The 16,369-nt window shown below is 62.7% G+C and carries 15 protein-coding genes; 5 read left to right on the forward strand and 10 right to left on the reverse strand.

Annotated elements, in window-relative coordinates:
• Positions 1–54: 54 nt before the first annotated feature.
• Positions 55–546, forward strand: a complete 492-nt coding sequence (locus BBF93_RS11320) for a TIGR02281 family clan AA aspartic protease (RefSeq protein WP_162786524.1) — start codon at positions 55–57, stop codon at positions 544–546.
• Here the strand turns inward: BBF93_RS11320 and pyk are convergent.
• Positions 533–1,957: a pyruvate kinase gene (pyk, locus tag BBF93_RS11325; protein ID WP_035602229.1), complete on the reverse strand. Its 1,425-nt coding sequence runs from the start codon at positions 1,955–1,957 to the stop codon at positions 533–535. The genes BBF93_RS11320 and pyk overlap by 14 nt on opposite strands.
• Before the next feature lie 162 nt (positions 1,958–2,119).
• Between pyk and BBF93_RS11330 the strand changes: the two genes are divergently transcribed.
• Positions 2,120–3,013, forward strand: coding sequence for a DUF5694 domain-containing protein (locus tag BBF93_RS11330; RefSeq protein WP_114105964.1), 894 nt, complete (start codon positions 2,120–2,122; stop codon positions 3,011–3,013).
• Here the strand turns inward: BBF93_RS11330 and metH are convergent.
• The 5 genes from metH to BBF93_RS11355 are packed head-to-tail and all read right to left on the reverse strand — an operon-like array spanning position 2,977 to position 8,988.
• On the reverse strand, positions 2,977–5,619 hold the full coding sequence (metH, locus tag BBF93_RS11335; protein WP_114105965.1) for a methionine synthase: 2,643 nt from the start codon (positions 5,617–5,619) through the stop codon (positions 2,977–2,979). The two genes, BBF93_RS11330 and metH, sit on opposite strands and share 37 nt — an antisense overlap.
• Positions 5,616–6,041, reverse strand: coding sequence for a gamma-glutamylcyclotransferase (locus BBF93_RS11340; RefSeq protein WP_162786525.1), 426 nt, complete (start codon positions 6,039–6,041; stop codon positions 5,616–5,618). Before BBF93_RS11340 ends, metH begins: the two co-directional genes overlap by 4 nt.
• Positions 6,038–7,096 carry a homocysteine S-methyltransferase family protein gene (locus tag BBF93_RS11345; protein ID WP_114105967.1) on the reverse strand — a complete coding sequence of 353 codons (1,059 nt, stop codon included), beginning with the start codon at positions 7,094–7,096 and terminating at the stop codon, positions 6,038–6,040. Before BBF93_RS11345 ends, BBF93_RS11340 begins: the two co-directional genes overlap by 4 nt.
• Before the next feature lie 3 nt (positions 7,097–7,099).
• Positions 7,100–8,014: a methylenetetrahydrofolate reductase [NAD(P)H] gene (gene metF, locus BBF93_RS11350; RefSeq protein WP_114105968.1), complete on the reverse strand. Its 915-nt coding sequence runs from the start codon at positions 8,012–8,014 to the stop codon at positions 7,100–7,102.
• Positions 8,011–8,988 carry a metalloregulator ArsR/SmtB family transcription factor gene (locus BBF93_RS11355; RefSeq protein ID WP_035602217.1) on the reverse strand — a complete coding sequence of 326 codons (978 nt, stop codon included), beginning with the start codon at positions 8,986–8,988 and terminating at the stop codon, positions 8,011–8,013. Before BBF93_RS11355 ends, metF begins: the two co-directional genes overlap by 4 nt.
• Positions 8,989–9,300: 312 nt before the next feature.
• Between BBF93_RS11355 and BBF93_RS11360 the strand changes: the two genes are divergently transcribed.
• Both BBF93_RS11360 and BBF93_RS11365 read left to right on the forward strand, forming a co-directional pair.
• Positions 9,301–10,113, forward strand: coding sequence for a VacJ family lipoprotein (locus BBF93_RS11360; RefSeq protein WP_051612807.1), 813 nt, complete (start codon positions 9,301–9,303; stop codon positions 10,111–10,113).
• Between the two features lie 4 nt (positions 10,114–10,117).
• Positions 10,118–10,744 (forward strand): phospholipid-binding protein MlaC, encoded by a 627-nt coding sequence (locus tag BBF93_RS11365; protein ID WP_035602214.1) that lies wholly within the window; start codon positions 10,118–10,120, stop codon positions 10,742–10,744.
• Positions 10,745–10,822: 78 nt separating this feature from the next.
• On the opposite strand, the gene BBF93_RS11370 is transcribed toward BBF93_RS11365, so the two are convergent.
• The 3 genes from BBF93_RS11370 to BBF93_RS11380 form a co-directional block, all read right to left on the reverse strand.
• Positions 10,823–12,442: an AbgT family transporter gene (locus tag BBF93_RS11370; protein WP_114105969.1), complete on the reverse strand. Its 1,620-nt coding sequence runs from the start codon at positions 12,440–12,442 to the stop codon at positions 10,823–10,825.
• 212 nt (positions 12,443–12,654) lie between these two features.
• Positions 12,655–13,044 carry a hypothetical protein gene (locus tag BBF93_RS11375; protein WP_114105970.1) on the reverse strand — a complete coding sequence of 130 codons (390 nt, stop codon included), beginning with the start codon at positions 13,042–13,044 and terminating at the stop codon, positions 12,655–12,657.
• A gap of 240 nt (positions 13,045–13,284) precedes the next feature.
• Positions 13,285–13,896 (reverse strand): glutathione S-transferase family protein, encoded by a 612-nt coding sequence (locus tag BBF93_RS11380; RefSeq protein WP_114105971.1) that lies wholly within the window; start codon positions 13,894–13,896, stop codon positions 13,285–13,287.
• A gap of 100 nt (positions 13,897–13,996) precedes the next feature.
• Here BBF93_RS11380 and BBF93_RS11385 point away from each other — a divergent pair, with 100 nt between their 5' ends.
• Positions 13,997–14,692 carry a YafY family protein gene (locus BBF93_RS11385; RefSeq protein WP_114105972.1) on the forward strand — a complete coding sequence of 232 codons (696 nt, stop codon included), beginning with the start codon at positions 13,997–13,999 and terminating at the stop codon, positions 14,690–14,692.
• A 2-nt stretch (positions 14,693–14,694) separates the two neighbouring features.
• Here BBF93_RS11385 and BBF93_RS11390 read toward each other — a convergent pair whose 3' ends face one another.
• Positions 14,695–16,296, reverse strand: a complete 1,602-nt coding sequence (locus BBF93_RS11390; RefSeq protein ID WP_114105973.1) for an amidase — start codon at positions 16,294–16,296, stop codon at positions 14,695–14,697.
• Positions 16,297–16,369: the final 73 nt, after the last annotated feature.

A 16,369-nucleotide genomic window follows, 5' to 3' on the forward strand; every position in this document is an offset into this window, starting at 1 on the left:
GGTATGAGTGCAGGCAAGATCTTGTCCCTGATAGCCACTGCGGTTGCGATCGCAATGGTGATCAGCCTGTATCTTGCGCCCAAGCTGCGCGAAGCTGAGTATCAGGCCGCGCTGGAGCGCCAGCGCGAAGCAAAGACGGTTGTGGCCACCGCCACCGAGCCTACCTCTTCAATCCACACCCGCGCCGCCTTCATTGAGCGGGAGGCTGACGGCCATTACTGGACCCGCGCCGATGTTCAGGGCACCGAAGTGAAATTCATGGTGGATACAGGGGCCAGCATTGTTGCCCTGACTTTCCGCGATGCACAGCGTCTCGGCCTGCAGCCAGAAACGCTCAACTATGATTCGGAAATCCGCACCGCCGGCGGCGTCACCTATGGCGCGCCTGTCACGCTCGACAGCATTCGCATCGGCCGCGTGGAAGTGGAGCGTGTCAACGCCGTAATCCTGCGCAGCGAACTCGAACAATCCCTGCTGGGCATGACCTTCCTCAGCGAGCTGAACTCCTACGAGTTCCGCAAGGGCCAGCTGATCATACGCCAGTAATCGGTTTGCCGTCCGCGCCGCGGCCGATACCAATCTCCCAGGCAAAGCGCTGATCGTCGCCCGCCCAGCGCGCATAGGCCACACGGCCTTCCAAGCCCACCGCCTTCATCAGATCCCTGTACCAGTTCTCGGTGCCCGCATTCAGCCGCTGCGGGTGAACGCCCCACAGCAGGCAGGCCTGCCGCAGGCGCTGATCGTCCAGAGAGCCGTAGAGAATCGGCACGCTGCCCCGCACCCGCGCAAACCGCGCGAGCCGCTCGAACGCCCCGGTGCGCAGGGCCAGCGCGGCAGCCCCTTCCGCCGCCCCCATGGCCAGCGCCGTCTGGGCCACCACATCGATCGCATTGGGCGCCTGAACCTCGCCGCAGAACTCGTCCAGCGAGCGGCGGTAATCCTCTGCCTCTTCCGTCGCGCGGATGATGCGGGACATGATCGCCACCGCCGTGGCAGGATGCCGGCCAACGGCCGTCTCTGCCGACAGCATCACGGCGTCTGCGCCCTGATAGATAGCGGTCGCCACATCGGAGGCTTCCGCGCGGGTGGGGGCAGAATTCTCGATCATCGATTCGAGCATCTGGGTCGCCACGATCACCGGGCGCCCCCTGGAGCGGGCAGCCCGCACGATCCGCCGCTGGATCACCGGCACTTCCTCTGGCGCAAACTCCACCCCCAGATCGCCGCGCGCGACCATGACGGCATCCGCCGCCTCCACGATGGCGTCGAGGTTGGTGATGGCAGCGGGCTTCTCCAGCTTTGCCACCAGCGGCGCGCGGCCCGCGATGATCTCCTTGACCTCCTGAATGTCCTCAACCGTCTGGACGAAGGACAGCGCAACAATATCCACGCCGATTTCCAGCGCGAACAAGAGGTCAGCCCGGTCCTTGTCGGTCAGCGCGCGCACGGGCAGTGCCTTGCCACGAACGGTGAACCCCTTCTTGTCGCCCAGCTTGCCGGGCACCTCGGCGCGCACGCGAGGTTGATCGCCGCCCTGGACCACCGTGAAGATCAGCTTGCCGTCATCGGCCAGGATCGTGTCGCCCTCCTCCAGGATGGCGACAATTTCAGCATGAGGCACGGGGATGGTTTCCTCATCCGGGGCCGTTTCGCCGACGACGAGGCGGTATTCCTTCCGGAAACCCAGCTTGAGAAAACCGCCTTCAAACTTGCCGACGCGCACTTTCGGCCCCTGCAGGTCGGCCAGCGTGGCCAGCGGCCAGCCGACGGCGGCCTCTGCGGCGCGCACGGCGTTCAGCGCTTCCTGATGGGCCGCGTGCTCGCCATGGCTGAAGTTCAGCCGGAAAACATCAACGCCCGCCTGCGCCAGCGCGCGGACCTCCTTTGGCGAGCGGCTGCCCGGCCCCAGCGTGGCGATGATCTTGGCGTTCTCGCCCTGCAATTTCTGGGGGGTCATTCTGGTGTCTCTCCGGCTTCTGCCCTTGCGGAATGATCTCTGTAGGCGACTCGGGGCCATGCTGCCAGCGCGAGCAATCGCAGATCAATGCACCATTTTTTCCAGCGAGCGTGCATCCATTGGAGGAAATGATGGCATCCTCACGGAAAGGAGTTTTCAAGCATGATCAAATTGTCCCTCGCCGCTGCCGCCGCCGCTGCCTTTGCGTTGACCGCCTGCGCAACGCCCGCGCTCGCCAGTCCCGAAGCAACCGCCGCACCGCCCCCTGCCGGTGACACTGTGCAGGTTATGGTGCTTGGCACCTATCACTTCGACAATCCCGGCCTCGATCTGGTCAATGTGGATGCTGACGATGTTCTGGCCGAACGGCGCCAGGCCGAACTGCAGCTCGTTGCCGAACGGCTCGGCGCCTTTCAGCCCACAGCCATCGCCGTCGAGAAAGTTCCGCGCGGCGGCAGCCTGATCGATTCCGGCTTCGCACGCTTTACCGAGACCGACCTCACCTCTGACCGGAACGAAATCGTTCAGATCGGATACCGCGTCGCGCATGAGCAAGGCATCGACCGGGTGTATGCTGTTGACGCCCAGGACGGGGAAGTCGAATTCTTCCCATTTGACCGCATACGGAATTTCGCCGAAAAGACCGGGCAGATGGACATGGTAAACGGCATGATCGCGCGGGTTCAGGCAGAGGTCCTGGCAATTGCAGATGATCGCGAGGCAACTCCGATGTACGAATTGCTCGCCAAAGAAAACGATGCCGAACGCACCCAGCGGATGCATTCGGACTTCTACTATGGCCTCCTGAAATTCGCCGATGCCGAGGAACAGCCCGGCGCGGCGCTGAACTATGGCTGGTATGCCCGCAACGCCCTGATCTTTGCCAACATCGCGGCGAGCAGCCAGCCCGGCGACCGCATCCTCGTGATCTATGGTTCAGGCCACAATTACTGGCTCCAGCATTTCGTCGAATCGACGCCGGGCTTCCAGTTCGTAGACCCCGTGCCCTATCTCCACGGTCAGGCCACCGCCCCCACCGCCACAAATGGATCATAAGACAGGATCGGCGCGAGCCAGCGCTCGGCCATCCGCACTTCCCATCCCTTGCGGGCGGCATAGTCGGCCACCTGATCCCGGTCGATCCGGCCGACAGCGAAATACACGCTCTTGGGATGGGAGAGATAAAGTCCCGATACGCTCGAAGCGGGCATCATCGCATAGCTGGAGGTCAGCTCCACGCCGATGCGCTTGTCTGCTTCGAGCAGGGCGAACAGGGTGCCCTTCTCGGTATGGTCGGGCTGGCAGGGATAGCCGGGCGCCGGGCGGATGCCTTGATACTTCTCGGCGATCAACTCCTCGCTCGACAATGCCTCCTCCGGCGCATAGCCCCAAAGCTCCTTGCGGACCTTTTCGTGCATGTATTCGGCCATGGCTTCGGCAAACCGGTCGGCCAGGGCCTTCACCATGATGGAAGAATAATCATCCCCCTTCGCGGCAAACGTTTTCGCAATTTCGTCGGCCTCCGGCCCTGCCGTCACGCAGAAACCGCCGATCCAGTCATCCCCCTGCGGCGCGACATAATCTGCCAGCGCAAAGTTTGGCTGGCCATTATCCTTCATCATCTGCTGGCGGAGCGTCAGGAAGGTTTCGCCACAGGCAAGCTTCACGTCATCGCCTGAAGAATTGGCCTTCCAGAAGCCGACAACGGCCTTCGGCTTCAGCCACCCCTCGCCGACCAGCCGCTGCATCATGGCCTGCGTATCGCGCCACAGGCTGGAGGCCGCCTCGCCGACGATCTTGTCTTCCAGGATCGCCGGATAACGTCCGGCCAGATCCCAGGCGGAAAAATACGGCGTCCAGTCGATATACCGCGCCAGCGTGCCCAGATCTATGTCCTCGAATGTCCGTACACCCTCATAGGAGGGTTTCGGCGGCGTGTAGCTTGCCCAGTCAAACTGCAGCTTTGCAGCGCGCGCTTCTGCAATCGGCAGGCGCGGCTTGGGTGGGCCATCTTTGCGGGTTTCGCGCATACGCTCATACCGCGCGCGCACTTCGCTGAGGAAAACCGGACGATCGTCATCGCTCAGCAGCGTGCTGACCACCCCCACCGCGCGGCTGGCATCAATGACATGCACCACCGGCGCAGACCGGATCGCCGGTTCGATCTTCACCGCCGTATGCGCCGCGCTGGTGGTTGCCCCACCGATCAGCAGCGGCTGGGCCATGCCCCGGCGCTGCATCTCGGCGGCAACATATACCATCTCGTCAAGGCTCGGCGTGATCAGACCAGAGAGCCCGATGATGTCGGCCTTTTCCTGCACGGCCGTGTCGAGAATCTTCTCGGCGGGCACCATCACGCCCAGATCGACAATCTCATAGCCGTTACAGGCCAGCACCACGCCGACAATGTTCTTGCCGATGTCGTGCACATCGCCCTTAACCGTGGCGAGGACGACCTTGCCGTTGGACTTCCGCTCAAGGCCAAGCTCGCGCTTTTCCGCCTCCATGAAGGGCTCAAGCCAGGCCACCGCCTGCTTCATCACGCGAGCCGATTTGACCACCTGCGGCAGGAACATCTTGCCCGATCCAAAGAGATCGCCGACCACATTCATGCCGGACATCAGCGGACCTTCGATCACATGCAGCGGACGCTCCACGCTGAGGCGGGCTTCTTCCGTGTCCACATCAATGAACTCGGTAATGCCATGCACCAGCGCATGTTCCAGGCGCTTGGCAACGGGCAGCTCACGCCAGGCAAGATCCTTGACCTGAACCTTGCCCTTCTGGCCCTTGAAGCGCTCGGCAAGTTCCACCAGACGGTCGGTTGCGTCGGCGCGCCGGTTGAGGATCACGTCCTCCACGGCTTCGCGCAGTTCCGGTTCGATATCGTCGTAAATATCCAGCTGGCCGGCATTGACGATGCCCATGTCCATGCCCGCGGGAATAGCATAATAGAGAAACACCGAATGCATCGCCCGGCGCACCGGCTCGTTCCCCCGGAAGGAGAAGGAGACGTTGGAAAGGCCACCGGAAATATGACAGCCCGGGCATGTCTCGCGGATCACCCGCGCGGCCTCGATGAAATCGAGCGCGTAGGTGTTGTGCTCCTCAATCCCGGTCGCCACTGCAAAGATGTTGGGATCGAAGATGATGTCTTCCGGCGGGAAACCCACCTCTTCAGTCAGGATACGGAAGGCACGCTGGCAGATCTCGATCTTGCGCGCTGCGGTGTCGGCCTGCCCCTGCTCGTCAAACGCCATCACCACAACGGCTGCGCCATAGGAGAGGCACGCCTGCGCCTGCTCGCGGAACTTCTCCTCGCCTTCCTTCATGGAGATGGAGTTGACGATTGGCTTCCCCTGAACGCATTTCAGGCCCGCCTCGATCACTTCCCATTTCGACGAGTCGATCATCACGGGCACGCGGGCAATATCGGGCTCCGCGGCAATCAGGTTCAGATAGGTCGTCATGGCCTGCACGCCGTCCAGCATGCCTTCATCCATGTTGACATCGATCACCTGCGCGCCGCTCTCCACCTGCTGGCGGGCGACCTCGACAGCATCAGCGTACCGCCCTTCCGTGATCATCTTCCGGAACACAGCCGATCCGGTCACGTTGGTGCGCTCCCCAACGTTGATGAAAGTAGCTCTTGCCTGTGTCATTTCCGCGACCTTCCGCGATCCAGCGGCCAGTTGCCATCGCTGAGCGTGGTAAAACCGTCCGTCTTCTGATTGTAGATATATATCCAGGCCTGCTCGCCTGTTTCTGCGCCTGTATCGTCAAGCACAGGCACCTGCCGGCGCAGGTAAAGCGATGTAGCCGGATCATCCGTCACATCCTCGAATTCATCCATTGCCGGAATGATGCCCGCATCCTTCACGCGCCAACGCACGCCGTGGCAGAGCGTATCGCCCGCCACCACGCCCGGAAAACCGCCCAGATCGAGCATCGAACCGCGGAACCGGCAGGGCCCGAGAAACTCCCCGGCCACATCCAAGCCCAATTCATTGGGCGCGCCGGCAGCGCCCTGTTTCAGGAGGCCGTAGAAGATGAAAAGGTCTCCGGCCTGAACTTTGTTCCTCACGACGCCACCGTAAAAGGCTCCAGCCCGGACAGGCGCATGGCACGCGGCAATTCCGGCACCGGACGAGGCGAAGCAGATTTCACCGCCTTCGCAATCGCTGCGATATGCCCCGGCGAGGTGCCACAGCATCCGCCCAGCACGTTCACCAGCCCGCTGTTTGCCCATTCCTTCAGGTGCGCTGCCGTCTGGTCCGGCGTCTCGTCATATTCCCCAAATGCGTTCGGCAGGCCGGCATTGGGATAAGCAATGACGCGCGTATCGGCCACCCGGGAGATGGATGCGATATGCTGGCGCATCAGGTCCGCCCCCAGCGCGCAATTAAGGCCAATGGCCCAGGGCCTGGCGTGGCGAACGGAGTTCCAGAAAGCTTCAGCCGTCTGCCCACTGAGGGTTCGCCCGGACGCATCGGTGATCGTGCCGGAAATGATGATGGGCAGGTCAATGCCCTTGTCCTGACGCAGATCCAGCAGCGCCTTGATCGCTGCCTTGGCATTGAGCGTATCAAACACCGTCTCGATCAGGAACACATCGATGAACGGCGCCATCGCCTCCGCCTGCTCGTAATAAGCTGCGCGGACATCATCAAACGTCACGTCCCGATAGCCGGGATCGTTGACATTCGGGCTGAGCGACAGGGTCTTGTTCGTCGGCCCGATGGCGCCCATCACGCCCACGGGACGGCCAAGTTCCGCCTCGGCCTTGTCGGCCACGTCGCGGGCAATCCGCGCGCCTTCGCGGGCGATCTCCGGCGCGAGCGCCTCCATCTTGTAGTCCGCCATCGCGATGGTCGTTGCCGAGAAGGTGTTGGTCTCCACAAAGTCCGCCCCCGCATCAATATACCGGCGATGGATTTCGCCGATGACATCGGGGCGCGTGAGGTTCAGGAGGTCGTTGTTGCCCTTGAGCGGGATGGCCCAGTCCGCAAACCGGCTGCCGCGGAAGTCTTCTTCCGTCAGCTTGAAGTTCTGGATCTGCGTGCCCATCGCGCCATCGAGCACAAGGATGCGCTCATTGGCGAGTTTCTCGAGCGCCTTGAAACGGTCTTGGCTGTTCATGGCTCAGGCTGCCTTTGCAGATTGGGGGTTAAGGCCGAGCAGACGGCAGGTCGACAGGGCGAGGCCCGCGCGGTTCAGCGTGTAGAAGTGAAAATCCTGAACGCCCTGCGCCTGCAGCTTGCGGCAGAGATCGGCCGCCACATTGGCCGTGACGAGATCGCGGGTTTCTTCATCCTCGTCCAACCCATCATACAACGTGTGAAGCCAGCTCGGGATCGACGCGCCGCAGAGACCGGCAATCCGCTTCAGACCATTGAAATTCGGCTGCAGCATGATGCCGGGCACGATCGGCATGGTGACCCCGCCTGCCCGCGCTTTTTCAAGGAAAGCGAGATAGACTTCCGGCTCGAAAAAGAACTGGGTGATCGCGCGGTCCGCGCCCGCATCCTGCTTCGCTTTGAGGAAGCCAATTTCCGCGTCCCAGCCCTGGCTCTCGGGATGAAGTTCCGGATAGCAGGACACTGAAATCTCGAAACACTTGCCCAGCTCGGGGCGATGCTCTCTCAGTCCACGGATGAGATCAACCGAATCCACAAAGCCGCCCGGATGCGCTTCAAATTTCGCGCCCATGCCCGCTGGCGGGTCGCCGCGCAGCGCCACAATATGCCTCACGCCCGCCTGCCAGTATTCCTCGGCCACGGCGAGCACTTCCTCTTTCGTTGCCGAAACGCAGGTGAGGTGCGCGGCCGGACGCAACGTCGTCTCCGCTACGATGCGGCGCACCGTGTCATGCGTGCGTTCGCGTGTAGAACCGCCGGCGCCATAGGTCACCGAGACGAATGCCGGCGCCATGGGCTCCAGCCGCTGGATGGTTTCCCAGAGGCGCGCATTCATCGCCTCTGTCTTCGGCGGGAAGAACTCGAACGATACGCGCACGGCGTTTTCGGCAGTTGGCAATTGGATGGCCGGAGGGGTCACGCGGCTTTCTCCCGGGCTGAGGCGGGCTTGAGGGCCCGCCAGATATTGACGGTAAGGCCCGGCGCGCCGTTTTCCGGCGGCGCAAAGCTTTGCGGAGCCTCAAGGCTGAGGCCGGCTTCGCTGGCCCAGCTGGCCAGCGCATCATGACGTACGCCCAGGCGGTGATGCCCATGTTCGGTACGCAGAAATTCAAGATCATGGGGGGCAAAATCGATGACCAGCAACCGACCGCCGGGCACAAGCACCCTGCCCGCCTCGGCAATTGCATCGGCCGGTGTGTCGAGGAAGTGCAACACCTGATGGATGATCACCAGATCAGCGCTGGCGTCAGCAAACGGTACAGCCGTGACATTGCCGAAGCGGACACGGGCATTGCGCGCATTGGCGCTTTCCAGATTGGCCCGCGCAACCGTCAGCATACGGTGGCTGAAATCGATGCCTTCGGCCTCCGCCGTCAGCGGCGCAAACAGCGCCAGCATACGGCCCGTGCCGGTTCCAAAATCGATCATTCGGTGGAAAGGCCCGGCGCCGGCCAGATCCAGGAGCGCCGTTTCGATGGCTTCATTGGGATAATGCAGGCCGCGCACGGTATCCCAGGTCTCTGCGATGCTGGAGAAATAGGCCTCGGCCGAGGCTGCGCGCCCCGCCATCACTGTACGCAGGCGCTCAAGGTCGGCCTCAATCTCCGGCACGTCGGCGCCGAGCGCATTAAACAGGGCGTCGAGCAATTCCTTGCCGGGGCCACTGCGGGCGGCGCGGTAGAAGACGAACGCTCCTTCGGGTAAACGCTCCGCAAGGCCAGCTTCAGACAAAGCCTTGAGATGGTGGGACAGGCGGGGCTGGCTCTGTTCGAGCACCTGCACCAGTTCCCCTACCGACAGATCCTGATATCGCAGCAAGGCAAGCAGGCGCAGCCGCGTAGGCTCGCCTGCGGCCCGAAGCCGCTCAAGAAGTCCGTCGAATGCATCGCTCATGCAAATCATATAAACGAACTTTTATATGATTTGCAATCCATGTTCGGAACCTGATCTAAACCGGTTCGTTAGCATTCGTAATAAATATGGCATGAAAGACACGTTCCCGACCATTTTTCAGGGCGTCCGGTTGAAGCGCGAGAACCACATGCCATCTCTCTTCCACCTCATCCACCATTCTTGTCATCACCCGTTGACTTATTTCGAACTTCGCAGCATAGGCAGGTCAACAGTCGATGACTTACTCCTCCCAGAAGCCACATTTGCCTGCCATCCTCCGCCGTACGTCGTCTCTTCAGGATTATTGACTGCATGAAACCCGCCTTCCCAGGTGCCGCCCTGCTTGCGGTCGCGATTACTGCCTGCGCTTCGACACCCGCTGCTGGGCCCAGTGACATCGCTGACCCGTATGAGGGCTTCAATCGCAAGATGTTCGCCTTCAACAACGGGCTCGACAAATACGCGCTGGAACCGGCCGCAACCGCTTACAAGACGGTGACACCAGAATTCGCCCGCGACCGCGTTACAGATTTCCTGCGCAACCTGCGCGGCCCGGTCATCTTCGCCAATGATGTGCTTCAGGGCGAGCCGGATCGCGCCGGAACCACCTTTGCCCGCTTTGGAATCAACACTACCATCGGCCTCCTGGGCCTCTGGGACGCCGCCACCCATATGGGGCTGGACCGCCACAATGAGGATTTCGGCCAGACGCTGGCCGTGTGGGGCGTGGAAAGCGGCCCATACCTGGTGTTGCCGGTGCTCGGCCCAACGACGCCGCGCGACCTGACCGGCTTTGGCGTGGATCGCGCCATCGATCCGCTGACCTGGGTACAACTGGACAATGACAATGACACAGACCTCGCCATCCGCGCCGGCCTCGGCGTTGTCGGCGCACTGAATGCCCGCGTGAATCTGGAAGACCAGATCAACACGCTGAATGCCCAACCCGAACCCTATATTGCCCTTAGACGGATTTATTCATCTTCGCGTCAGGCAGAGATCCTTAATGGGAGGGTGAACGAAGACACCGCCTATGACGACCTCCCTGATTTCGACGCTTTTGACGATTATGACGATGAGCTGTTCGAAGATGAGAATGTCGGGGCTGCCCCTGAAGAGGAGTAACACAGTGAAGCGTTTCATCTTTCCGGCTCTCATGGCCGCAACCTTGTCGGTAAGCGCGCTCCCCGCCTTCGCAGATGCCAAGACGGAGGCCTACGTCAAGAAGAATGCCAACGAAGTTCTGTCCACGCTCAACAACCCCGCTCTTTCCGCCAAGGAACGGACGGAGAAGTTTAGCGAGTATATGGATCAGTTCGCCGATTTCGACGCGATCTCGAACTTCGTGATCGGCAAATACAGCCGCCGCTTCAGCGAGGCTGACCTCACCCGCTATCGCACGGCGTTCCGGAACTACGCCATGGCCGTCTATGAGAACGAGCTCGACGCGTATCGCGGCGAGGCCGTGACCGTGCGCAACTCGGTCGACCGTTCCCCGACCGATTCGATCGTCAACACGGTGATCAAACGTCAGGATGGCCGGGACATGGATGTACGCTGGCGTGTTCAGGGTAAGGAAGGCAACTATCAGGTTGTCGACGTTGCCCTCAACCTTGACGGCAACCTGATCTGGCTCGCCATCGAACAGCGCGCTCAGTTCATCGCCCTGCTCGACCAGAACAATGGTTCGGCGGATGTGCTGATCAACAAGATCAATTCGATGACCGCCGACATCAAGACGCGCAAGCGCAGCTGATCGTTTCAGCCCTTCCCAAATGTCAAAACGCCCTGACCGATGGTCAGGGCGTTCTTGTTTAGGCTCGGCCCGCCTTGATCACGGTGCCGGGGCTGGCGGCATGGCGAAGCTGATCGGCGCGCCAGGGCCAAGATCTATGCCCAGATAGAACCAGCTGACCGTGAGAATCACGCCCGTAAGAAGCAGCCAGACCGAGTAAGGCAGCATCAGCGCGGTCAGACTGCCGAGGCCGAAGTCCTTCTGCCAGCGCTGGGCGAAGATCAGGATCAGCGGGAAATAGACCATCAGCGGCGTGATGATGTTGGTGGCGCCGTCACCGACACGGTAAGCAGCCGTGGCGCCTTCCGGGGAAACGCCCAGCAGCATCAGCATCGGCACCAGAACCGGCGCCATCAGCGCCCATTTGGCCGAGGCCGAGCCGACGAAGAGATTCAGGAAACCTGTGAAAATCACCATCAGTCCGAGCACGACCGGTAGCGGCAGCCCGCTCGATTCGATGGCGTTGGCGCCGTGAACCGCGGTGATGAAACCGAGGTTTGACCAGCCGAACATGGCGACGAAATGGGCCGCAGCAAAGGCGAGGACCAGATAGTAGCCCATGTCCTTCATCGCTTCAGCCATCATGGCGACGAGATCGCGGTGGTTCTTCACCGTTCCGGCTGCGGCGCCATAGGCCCAGCCAGCGAACAGAAAGAGTAGGAAGAAGGCCGCGACCAGCGACTGGTAAAGCGGCGCGAGCGTGGCGTGGACGGAGCAGTCGCCCGCTTCGATGGTGCCGGGGGGGCAGGCCTCTTCATTGACGAGCGGCGTTCCGGGGCCGAAGGTCATGAAGACCCAAAGAAGAATGACCCCAAGGCTGGCAAGGCCCGCATAGAGAATGCCTTTCTTCTGGCCGGGCTCCAGCGGCTTGTCCTCATCCCCGAAATCCTGCGCCTGCTGGGCAGTGGGCACCCATTTGCCGAGGCGCGGCTCGACGATCTTGTCGGTGACGAACCAGATCAGCGGCAGATAGATCACCATCAGCACGGAGATGAAGAACCAGTTGCCGGCAATGTTGACGTGAAGGCTGTCGACGAGGCCGGAGTTATCCACAGCTTGCTGGGTGATACCGAAGAGAAGCGCGTCGAGCTGGCCGGGAGTGATATTGGCGGAAAAACCGCCCGAGACGCCCGCAAAAGCGGCCGCAATACCGGCAATCGGATGACGCCCGGCGGCCGCATAGAGAATGCCGGCGAGCGGGATGAGCACGACATAGCCCGCATCCGACGCATGGTTCGACAGCATGGCGATGAGGGCGACCACCGGCGTCAGCAGGAAGGTCGGCGCGCCGCGGACGGCGGCCCGCATGCCGCTGGCGAAGAGGCCGGAGCGCTCGGCCACACCGGCGCCGAGCATCACGATCAGCACATAGCCCAGGGGGTGAAAGTGGGTGAAGGTTTTGGGCATATCCACCCAGAGCCGCTGGATGTTCGCGGCCGACAGGAGGCTGTCGGCACGCACGACGACTTCGGAGCCATCGGGGTTGATCTGGGTCGGGTGGGGCGCAGACACGCCAAGGGCGGCGCACACTATCGAAAGGAGAACAAGGCCGCCAATCAGGTAGAAAAAGAGGAAAACCGGGTCAGGCAGTTTGTTGCCCGTTCTCTCGACAAATCCGAGAAAACCTTTCTGCGCAGCCGCCGTATTGTTCTCGCTCATTCGAACTCTCCCAGTTTCCCAGGGCGAACTGTGCGGATCAGGGGCCCGAAGGCAAGGGTTTTTGTGCCATAATTACAGCGAAGCGGGCCAGATTTCGGGAGGGCCAGCAGGTTTGGCCGGAACGCGCGGGAGCGCGGCCGGTTTTGGGGAAAGTGCGGAGAGAGGGTCCCGGATAATTGCTTCGCGAGTTCCGGGATGACCCGGGGATGTGGCTAGGAGGTGTCGGGGTATGGGGCTCCCCCCTCCGCCCCTGCAGGGCCTTCTGGGGGAAATCGCAGTGCGATTTCTGATCCCTCGAAGCCCCGCACGCGGGGGAGGCCGAGCGTGCTGACTTCCTTTTGGAAAACGTCAGCCAAGTTCGGCGCGATGTGGCTTTCCCAGACGGGATCGTCCCAGCTCGGCTTTACGGCGGCGGGTTTCCTGTAGGCACGCCCATGATCGCCGGCCTGGACGATGTAAACGTGGCCCCATTTGCTGACCGAGATCAGCAGGGTACGGAGTTCACCATCCTGACGTTTGAAGATCCAGCGCAGCTGCAGCCAGAGGTATGGCCAGAAGACTGGCAATACGTGGGCATACAGGCGGGCGATCTCAGGCGACATGCCTTGCAGTATACGTCCGCCTGCGGAGGGGGTGGGGAAATAAAGTTTTTTCCGCGTGTTTGCTGCAGGTTTGGGCGGATTTTTGTTGGATAGGGCGGAAGGCCCTCACCTCCCACGCCCTGCGGGCGCGGGAGGTGAGGGCTGCGGCGTTGGAGTTTTTCCCGGAAACCTCCAAAAAAACTCCAACGGCGCTCCAAAGACTTCCAGGACCGAAACTTGGACAATTCCGGACAATTCCGGTCAGGCGGCGGCCATGTGCCAGTTTTCAAGTTCGATGACAGTGGCTTGCCAAGGGAGGCTGGCGATGCGGTCTACCCAGTCGCGGATCAGGGGATCGTCCGGCGTGGAATCCTTGAACCACATGAAGGGCGAGGAGATGAGCAGGTCTGCCGCCGTGAGGCGGTCGCCCATCAGCCAGGGGCCCGCTTCCAGCGCCTTGCGGAGGCGGTCTGTCACTTCGGCCATGCCGCGATAGGTGGTGTGGAGGACGGGGTGGTCGAGGCCGGCGACGCCGTGGACGATGACAGGCTCCATCACGCCGGCATACCAGAACATCCAGGCGAGGAAGCGGCCGCGCCCGGCATCGCCTTCGGGCACGGTGTATTCGGCGGCGGGGAACAGGTCTGCCAGATAAAGCATGATGGCAGCGCTTTCCCAGATCATCACGTCATCATGGACGAGCAGCGGCACTTTGCCTTCGGGGTGAGGGTTGAGCGGGTCGCGCCGGCCGGTGCCATCCTGGCGGGGAACCGACACGATGCGGACGGTCACCCGGTCTGCGATGCCCATGGCGTAGATGAGGTCGAGGATGCGGGTCGAGCGGGAATGGGGGGCGTGGTAGAGGGTGAGCATGGGGCGTCCTTTCTGGGGTGGTTGCCGGGGGCGGCATGAGGACACTATGGTGCAGCCCTCCTGACAGTTTCCGTCAGGAGGGTTTCTGTAGAGAACTCTCATGGCCCGCACCGACCGCCTCTTCCACCTGCTGCACCTGATGCGCACCCTGCCCCAGCCCGTGACCGCGGCGCGGCTGGCGCAGGAGACCGAGGTTTCCGAGCGGGCGATCTATCGGGACATTGCCGCCCTGCGCGCAGCGGGCGCGCGCATCGATGGGGAGGCGGGCTATGGCTATGTGCTGGAGGAAGACCCCGCCCTGCCCCCGCAGAGCTTTACGCGGATCGAGATAGAGGCGTTACTGATCGGCCTCGCCGAGGCGCAGAATTCCGGCGACAGCGAAATTGCCCAGGCCGCTCAGCTCGCCCTTGCCAAGGTGATCGCCACCCTGCCCGAGCGCCAGCAGCGGGAAGCGGCCCATGCCGTGCATTACGTGTTCCGGTATGACCGGCGGGAGGTGACCTCACGCGACCTGGCGCTGATCCGCACGGCGTGCTGGGAAGAGGAAACGCTGCGGCTTTCCTATTGCGACGAGGCGGGCGCGGAGACCGAGCGGGTCGTCCTTCCCCTGACGATCCTCTATGCGGAGAAGGTGCTGGTGCTGCTGGCCTGGTGCCAGCTGCGGCAGGACTGGCGGAGTTTCCGGATTGACCGGATTGCAGCCGCCGAGCGGACGGGCGAGAGCTTCCGCCCACGGAGGGTATCTATGCTGCGGGAGTATGTGGGGCAGATAAAGGCGCGGGGGCGACCGGTTTAGGGCTACTTCAACATCGCGGCGGCGATTTCGGGGCGGTCTTCGGCGGTTTCCAGATATTTCGGGTCCGGGCGGAGCTGGGTGACCTGTTCGTAGGCATAGCCATAGGCGAGGATGGCCGCGTCGGTATCCTTGGCGCCCATGAAGGAAACGCCGAGGGGGATGCCATGCACTTCGCCCATGGGCACGGTGAGATGGGGGTAGCCCGCGACGGCGGCGAGGAAGCCTGCCCCGGCCCAGGCGGGCCAGACGTCGCCATTTACCGGATCGACACGGGGCGCGAGCGGGCCGGAGGGCGAGATGAGCGCGTCCACGCCATGTTCCTTCAGCAGGCGGTCGATTCCCTGCTCGCGCGCGGAAGACTGGATCAGCGCGCGGGCTTCCAGATAGGCTTCTTCCGTCAGCGGACCCAGGGCCTCTGACGCCTCGAACAGATCCTGATTGAAGAGGGCAAGTTCTGTATCTGCATTGGCGAGGTTGAAGGCGAGGACGTCGCTGAGCGAGCGCGTTTCCACGCCCTGCGGAGTAGCGGCGAGATAGGCGTTGAGGCTGTCCTTGAATTCATATTCCAGAACAAGCAGCGAGGCGGCCCAGAACTCGCCCGGCACGCTGCTTTCCTCGATCTCGACAATCTCGGCGCCGAGTTGGCGCATCATGGCGAGCGCGGCCTCAAAGCGGGTGATGATGTCCGGATTGTCGCCGACCGAGGCGCGCAGGACGCCGAGGCGTTTGCCCTGCAGCGCATCGGGCGCGAGGGCGGCGGTGTAGTCGGTGTCGCCTGGGTCCATGGCGGTCATCAGGAGGGCAGCGCCTGTGACGGATTTGGTCATCGGGCCGGCGGTGTCCTGGCTGGGCGAGATGGGCACGATGCCCTCCTGCGGAAGGATGCCGACCGTGGGCTTGAAGCCAACGAGGCCGTTGACATTGGCCGGGCAGATGATCGAGCCGTTGGTTTCGGTGCCGACGCCGCCAGCCGCGAGGGAGGCAGCGATGGCGGCGCCTGTGCCTGAGCTGGAGCCGCAGGGGGAGCGGTCGAGCATGTGGGGATTGCGGACCTGTCCGCCCACGGAGGACCAGCCGCTGATGGAATTGTTGGAGCGGAAGTTGGCCCATTGGCTGAGATTGGTCTTGCCGAGAATGACGGCGCCTTCGGCGCGCAGGCCTGCGACGAGGGGGCTGTCGCGGCCGGTTACATTGCCGAGGAGAGCGAGGGAGCCGGCCGTGGTGGGCATGGGATCGAGGGTTTCGATATTGTCCTTGAGGAGGACGGGGACGCCATCGAGGGGGCCGAGGGCCTGCCCGGCAGCGCGGCGGGCGTCGGACGCTTCGGCCTGGGCGAGGGCATCGGGATTGGTGGCGAGGATGGATTGCAGGCGCGGGCCATCGCGGTCGATGGCCTCGATGCGGGCGAGGTAAGCGGTGGTCAGCGCGGTGGAGGTGGTCTCGCCGCTGGCGAGGGCGGCGGAGAGCTCGGGAAGGGTTTTGGCGAGGAGGCCGGTGGCTTCGTAACTGGGGGCGACGGGGGCGTCGGCGACGGGCGCTGGCGCAGGCGTGGCGCAGGCGGCGAGAAGCAGCGCGCCGAGCGCGGCCGTGATGGTGTGGTTCATGGGTGCCCTCCCCCGGTCCCTGATCAGGAACGGGAGAGTAGCGGGGGCTGGTCCCGGGTCAATCGGCTGCTGT

Source organism: Hyphomonas sp. CACIAM 19H1, from assembly GCF_003325995.1.
GTDB classification, from domain to species: Bacteria; Pseudomonadota; Alphaproteobacteria; order Caulobacterales; family Hyphomonadaceae; genus Hyphomonas; species Hyphomonas polymorpha.

What these genes read in the sequence shown, in the direction of transcription:
- BBF93_RS11330 (WP_114105964.1), top strand. Translation starts at nt 2,120, where the DNA reads ATGATCAAATTGTCCCTCGCCGCTGCCGCCGCCGCTGCCTTTGCGTTG.
- BBF93_RS11385 (WP_114105972.1), top strand. Translation starts at nt 13,997, where the DNA reads ATGGCCCGCACCGACCGCCTCTTCCACCTGCTGCACCTGATGCGCACC.
- BBF93_RS11370 (WP_114105969.1), bottom strand. Translation starts at nt 12,442, where the DNA reads ATGAGCGAGAACAATACGGCGGCTGCGCAGAAAGGTTTTCTCGGATTT.
- metH (WP_114105965.1), bottom strand. Translation starts at nt 5,619, where the DNA reads ATGACACAGGCAAGAGCTACTTTCATCAACGTTGGGGAGCGCACCAAC.
- BBF93_RS11345 (WP_114105967.1), bottom strand. Translation starts at nt 7,096, where the DNA reads ATGAACAGCCAAGACCGTTTCAAGGCGCTCGAGAAACTCGCCAATGAG.
- BBF93_RS11375 (WP_114105970.1), bottom strand. Translation starts at nt 13,044, where the DNA reads ATGTCGCCTGAGATCGCCCGCCTGTATGCCCACGTATTGCCAGTCTTC.
- pyk (WP_035602229.1), bottom strand. Translation starts at nt 1,957, where the DNA reads ATGACCCCCCAGAAATTGCAGGGCGAGAACGCCAAGATCATCGCCACG.
- BBF93_RS11320 (WP_162786524.1), top strand. Translation starts at nt 55, where the DNA reads ATGGTGATCAGCCTGTATCTTGCGCCCAAGCTGCGCGAAGCTGAGTAT.
- BBF93_RS11355 (WP_035602217.1), bottom strand. Translation starts at nt 8,988, where the DNA reads ATGAGCGATGCATTCGACGGACTTCTTGAGCGGCTTCGGGCCGCAGGC.
- BBF93_RS11380 (WP_114105971.1), bottom strand. Translation starts at nt 13,896, where the DNA reads ATGCTCACCCTCTACCACGCCCCCCATTCCCGCTCGACCCGCATCCTC.
- BBF93_RS11390 (WP_114105973.1), bottom strand. Translation starts at nt 16,296, where the DNA reads ATGAACCACACCATCACGGCCGCGCTCGGCGCGCTGCTTCTCGCCGCC.
- BBF93_RS11360 (WP_051612807.1), top strand. Translation starts at nt 9,301, where the DNA reads ATGAAACCCGCCTTCCCAGGTGCCGCCCTGCTTGCGGTCGCGATTACT.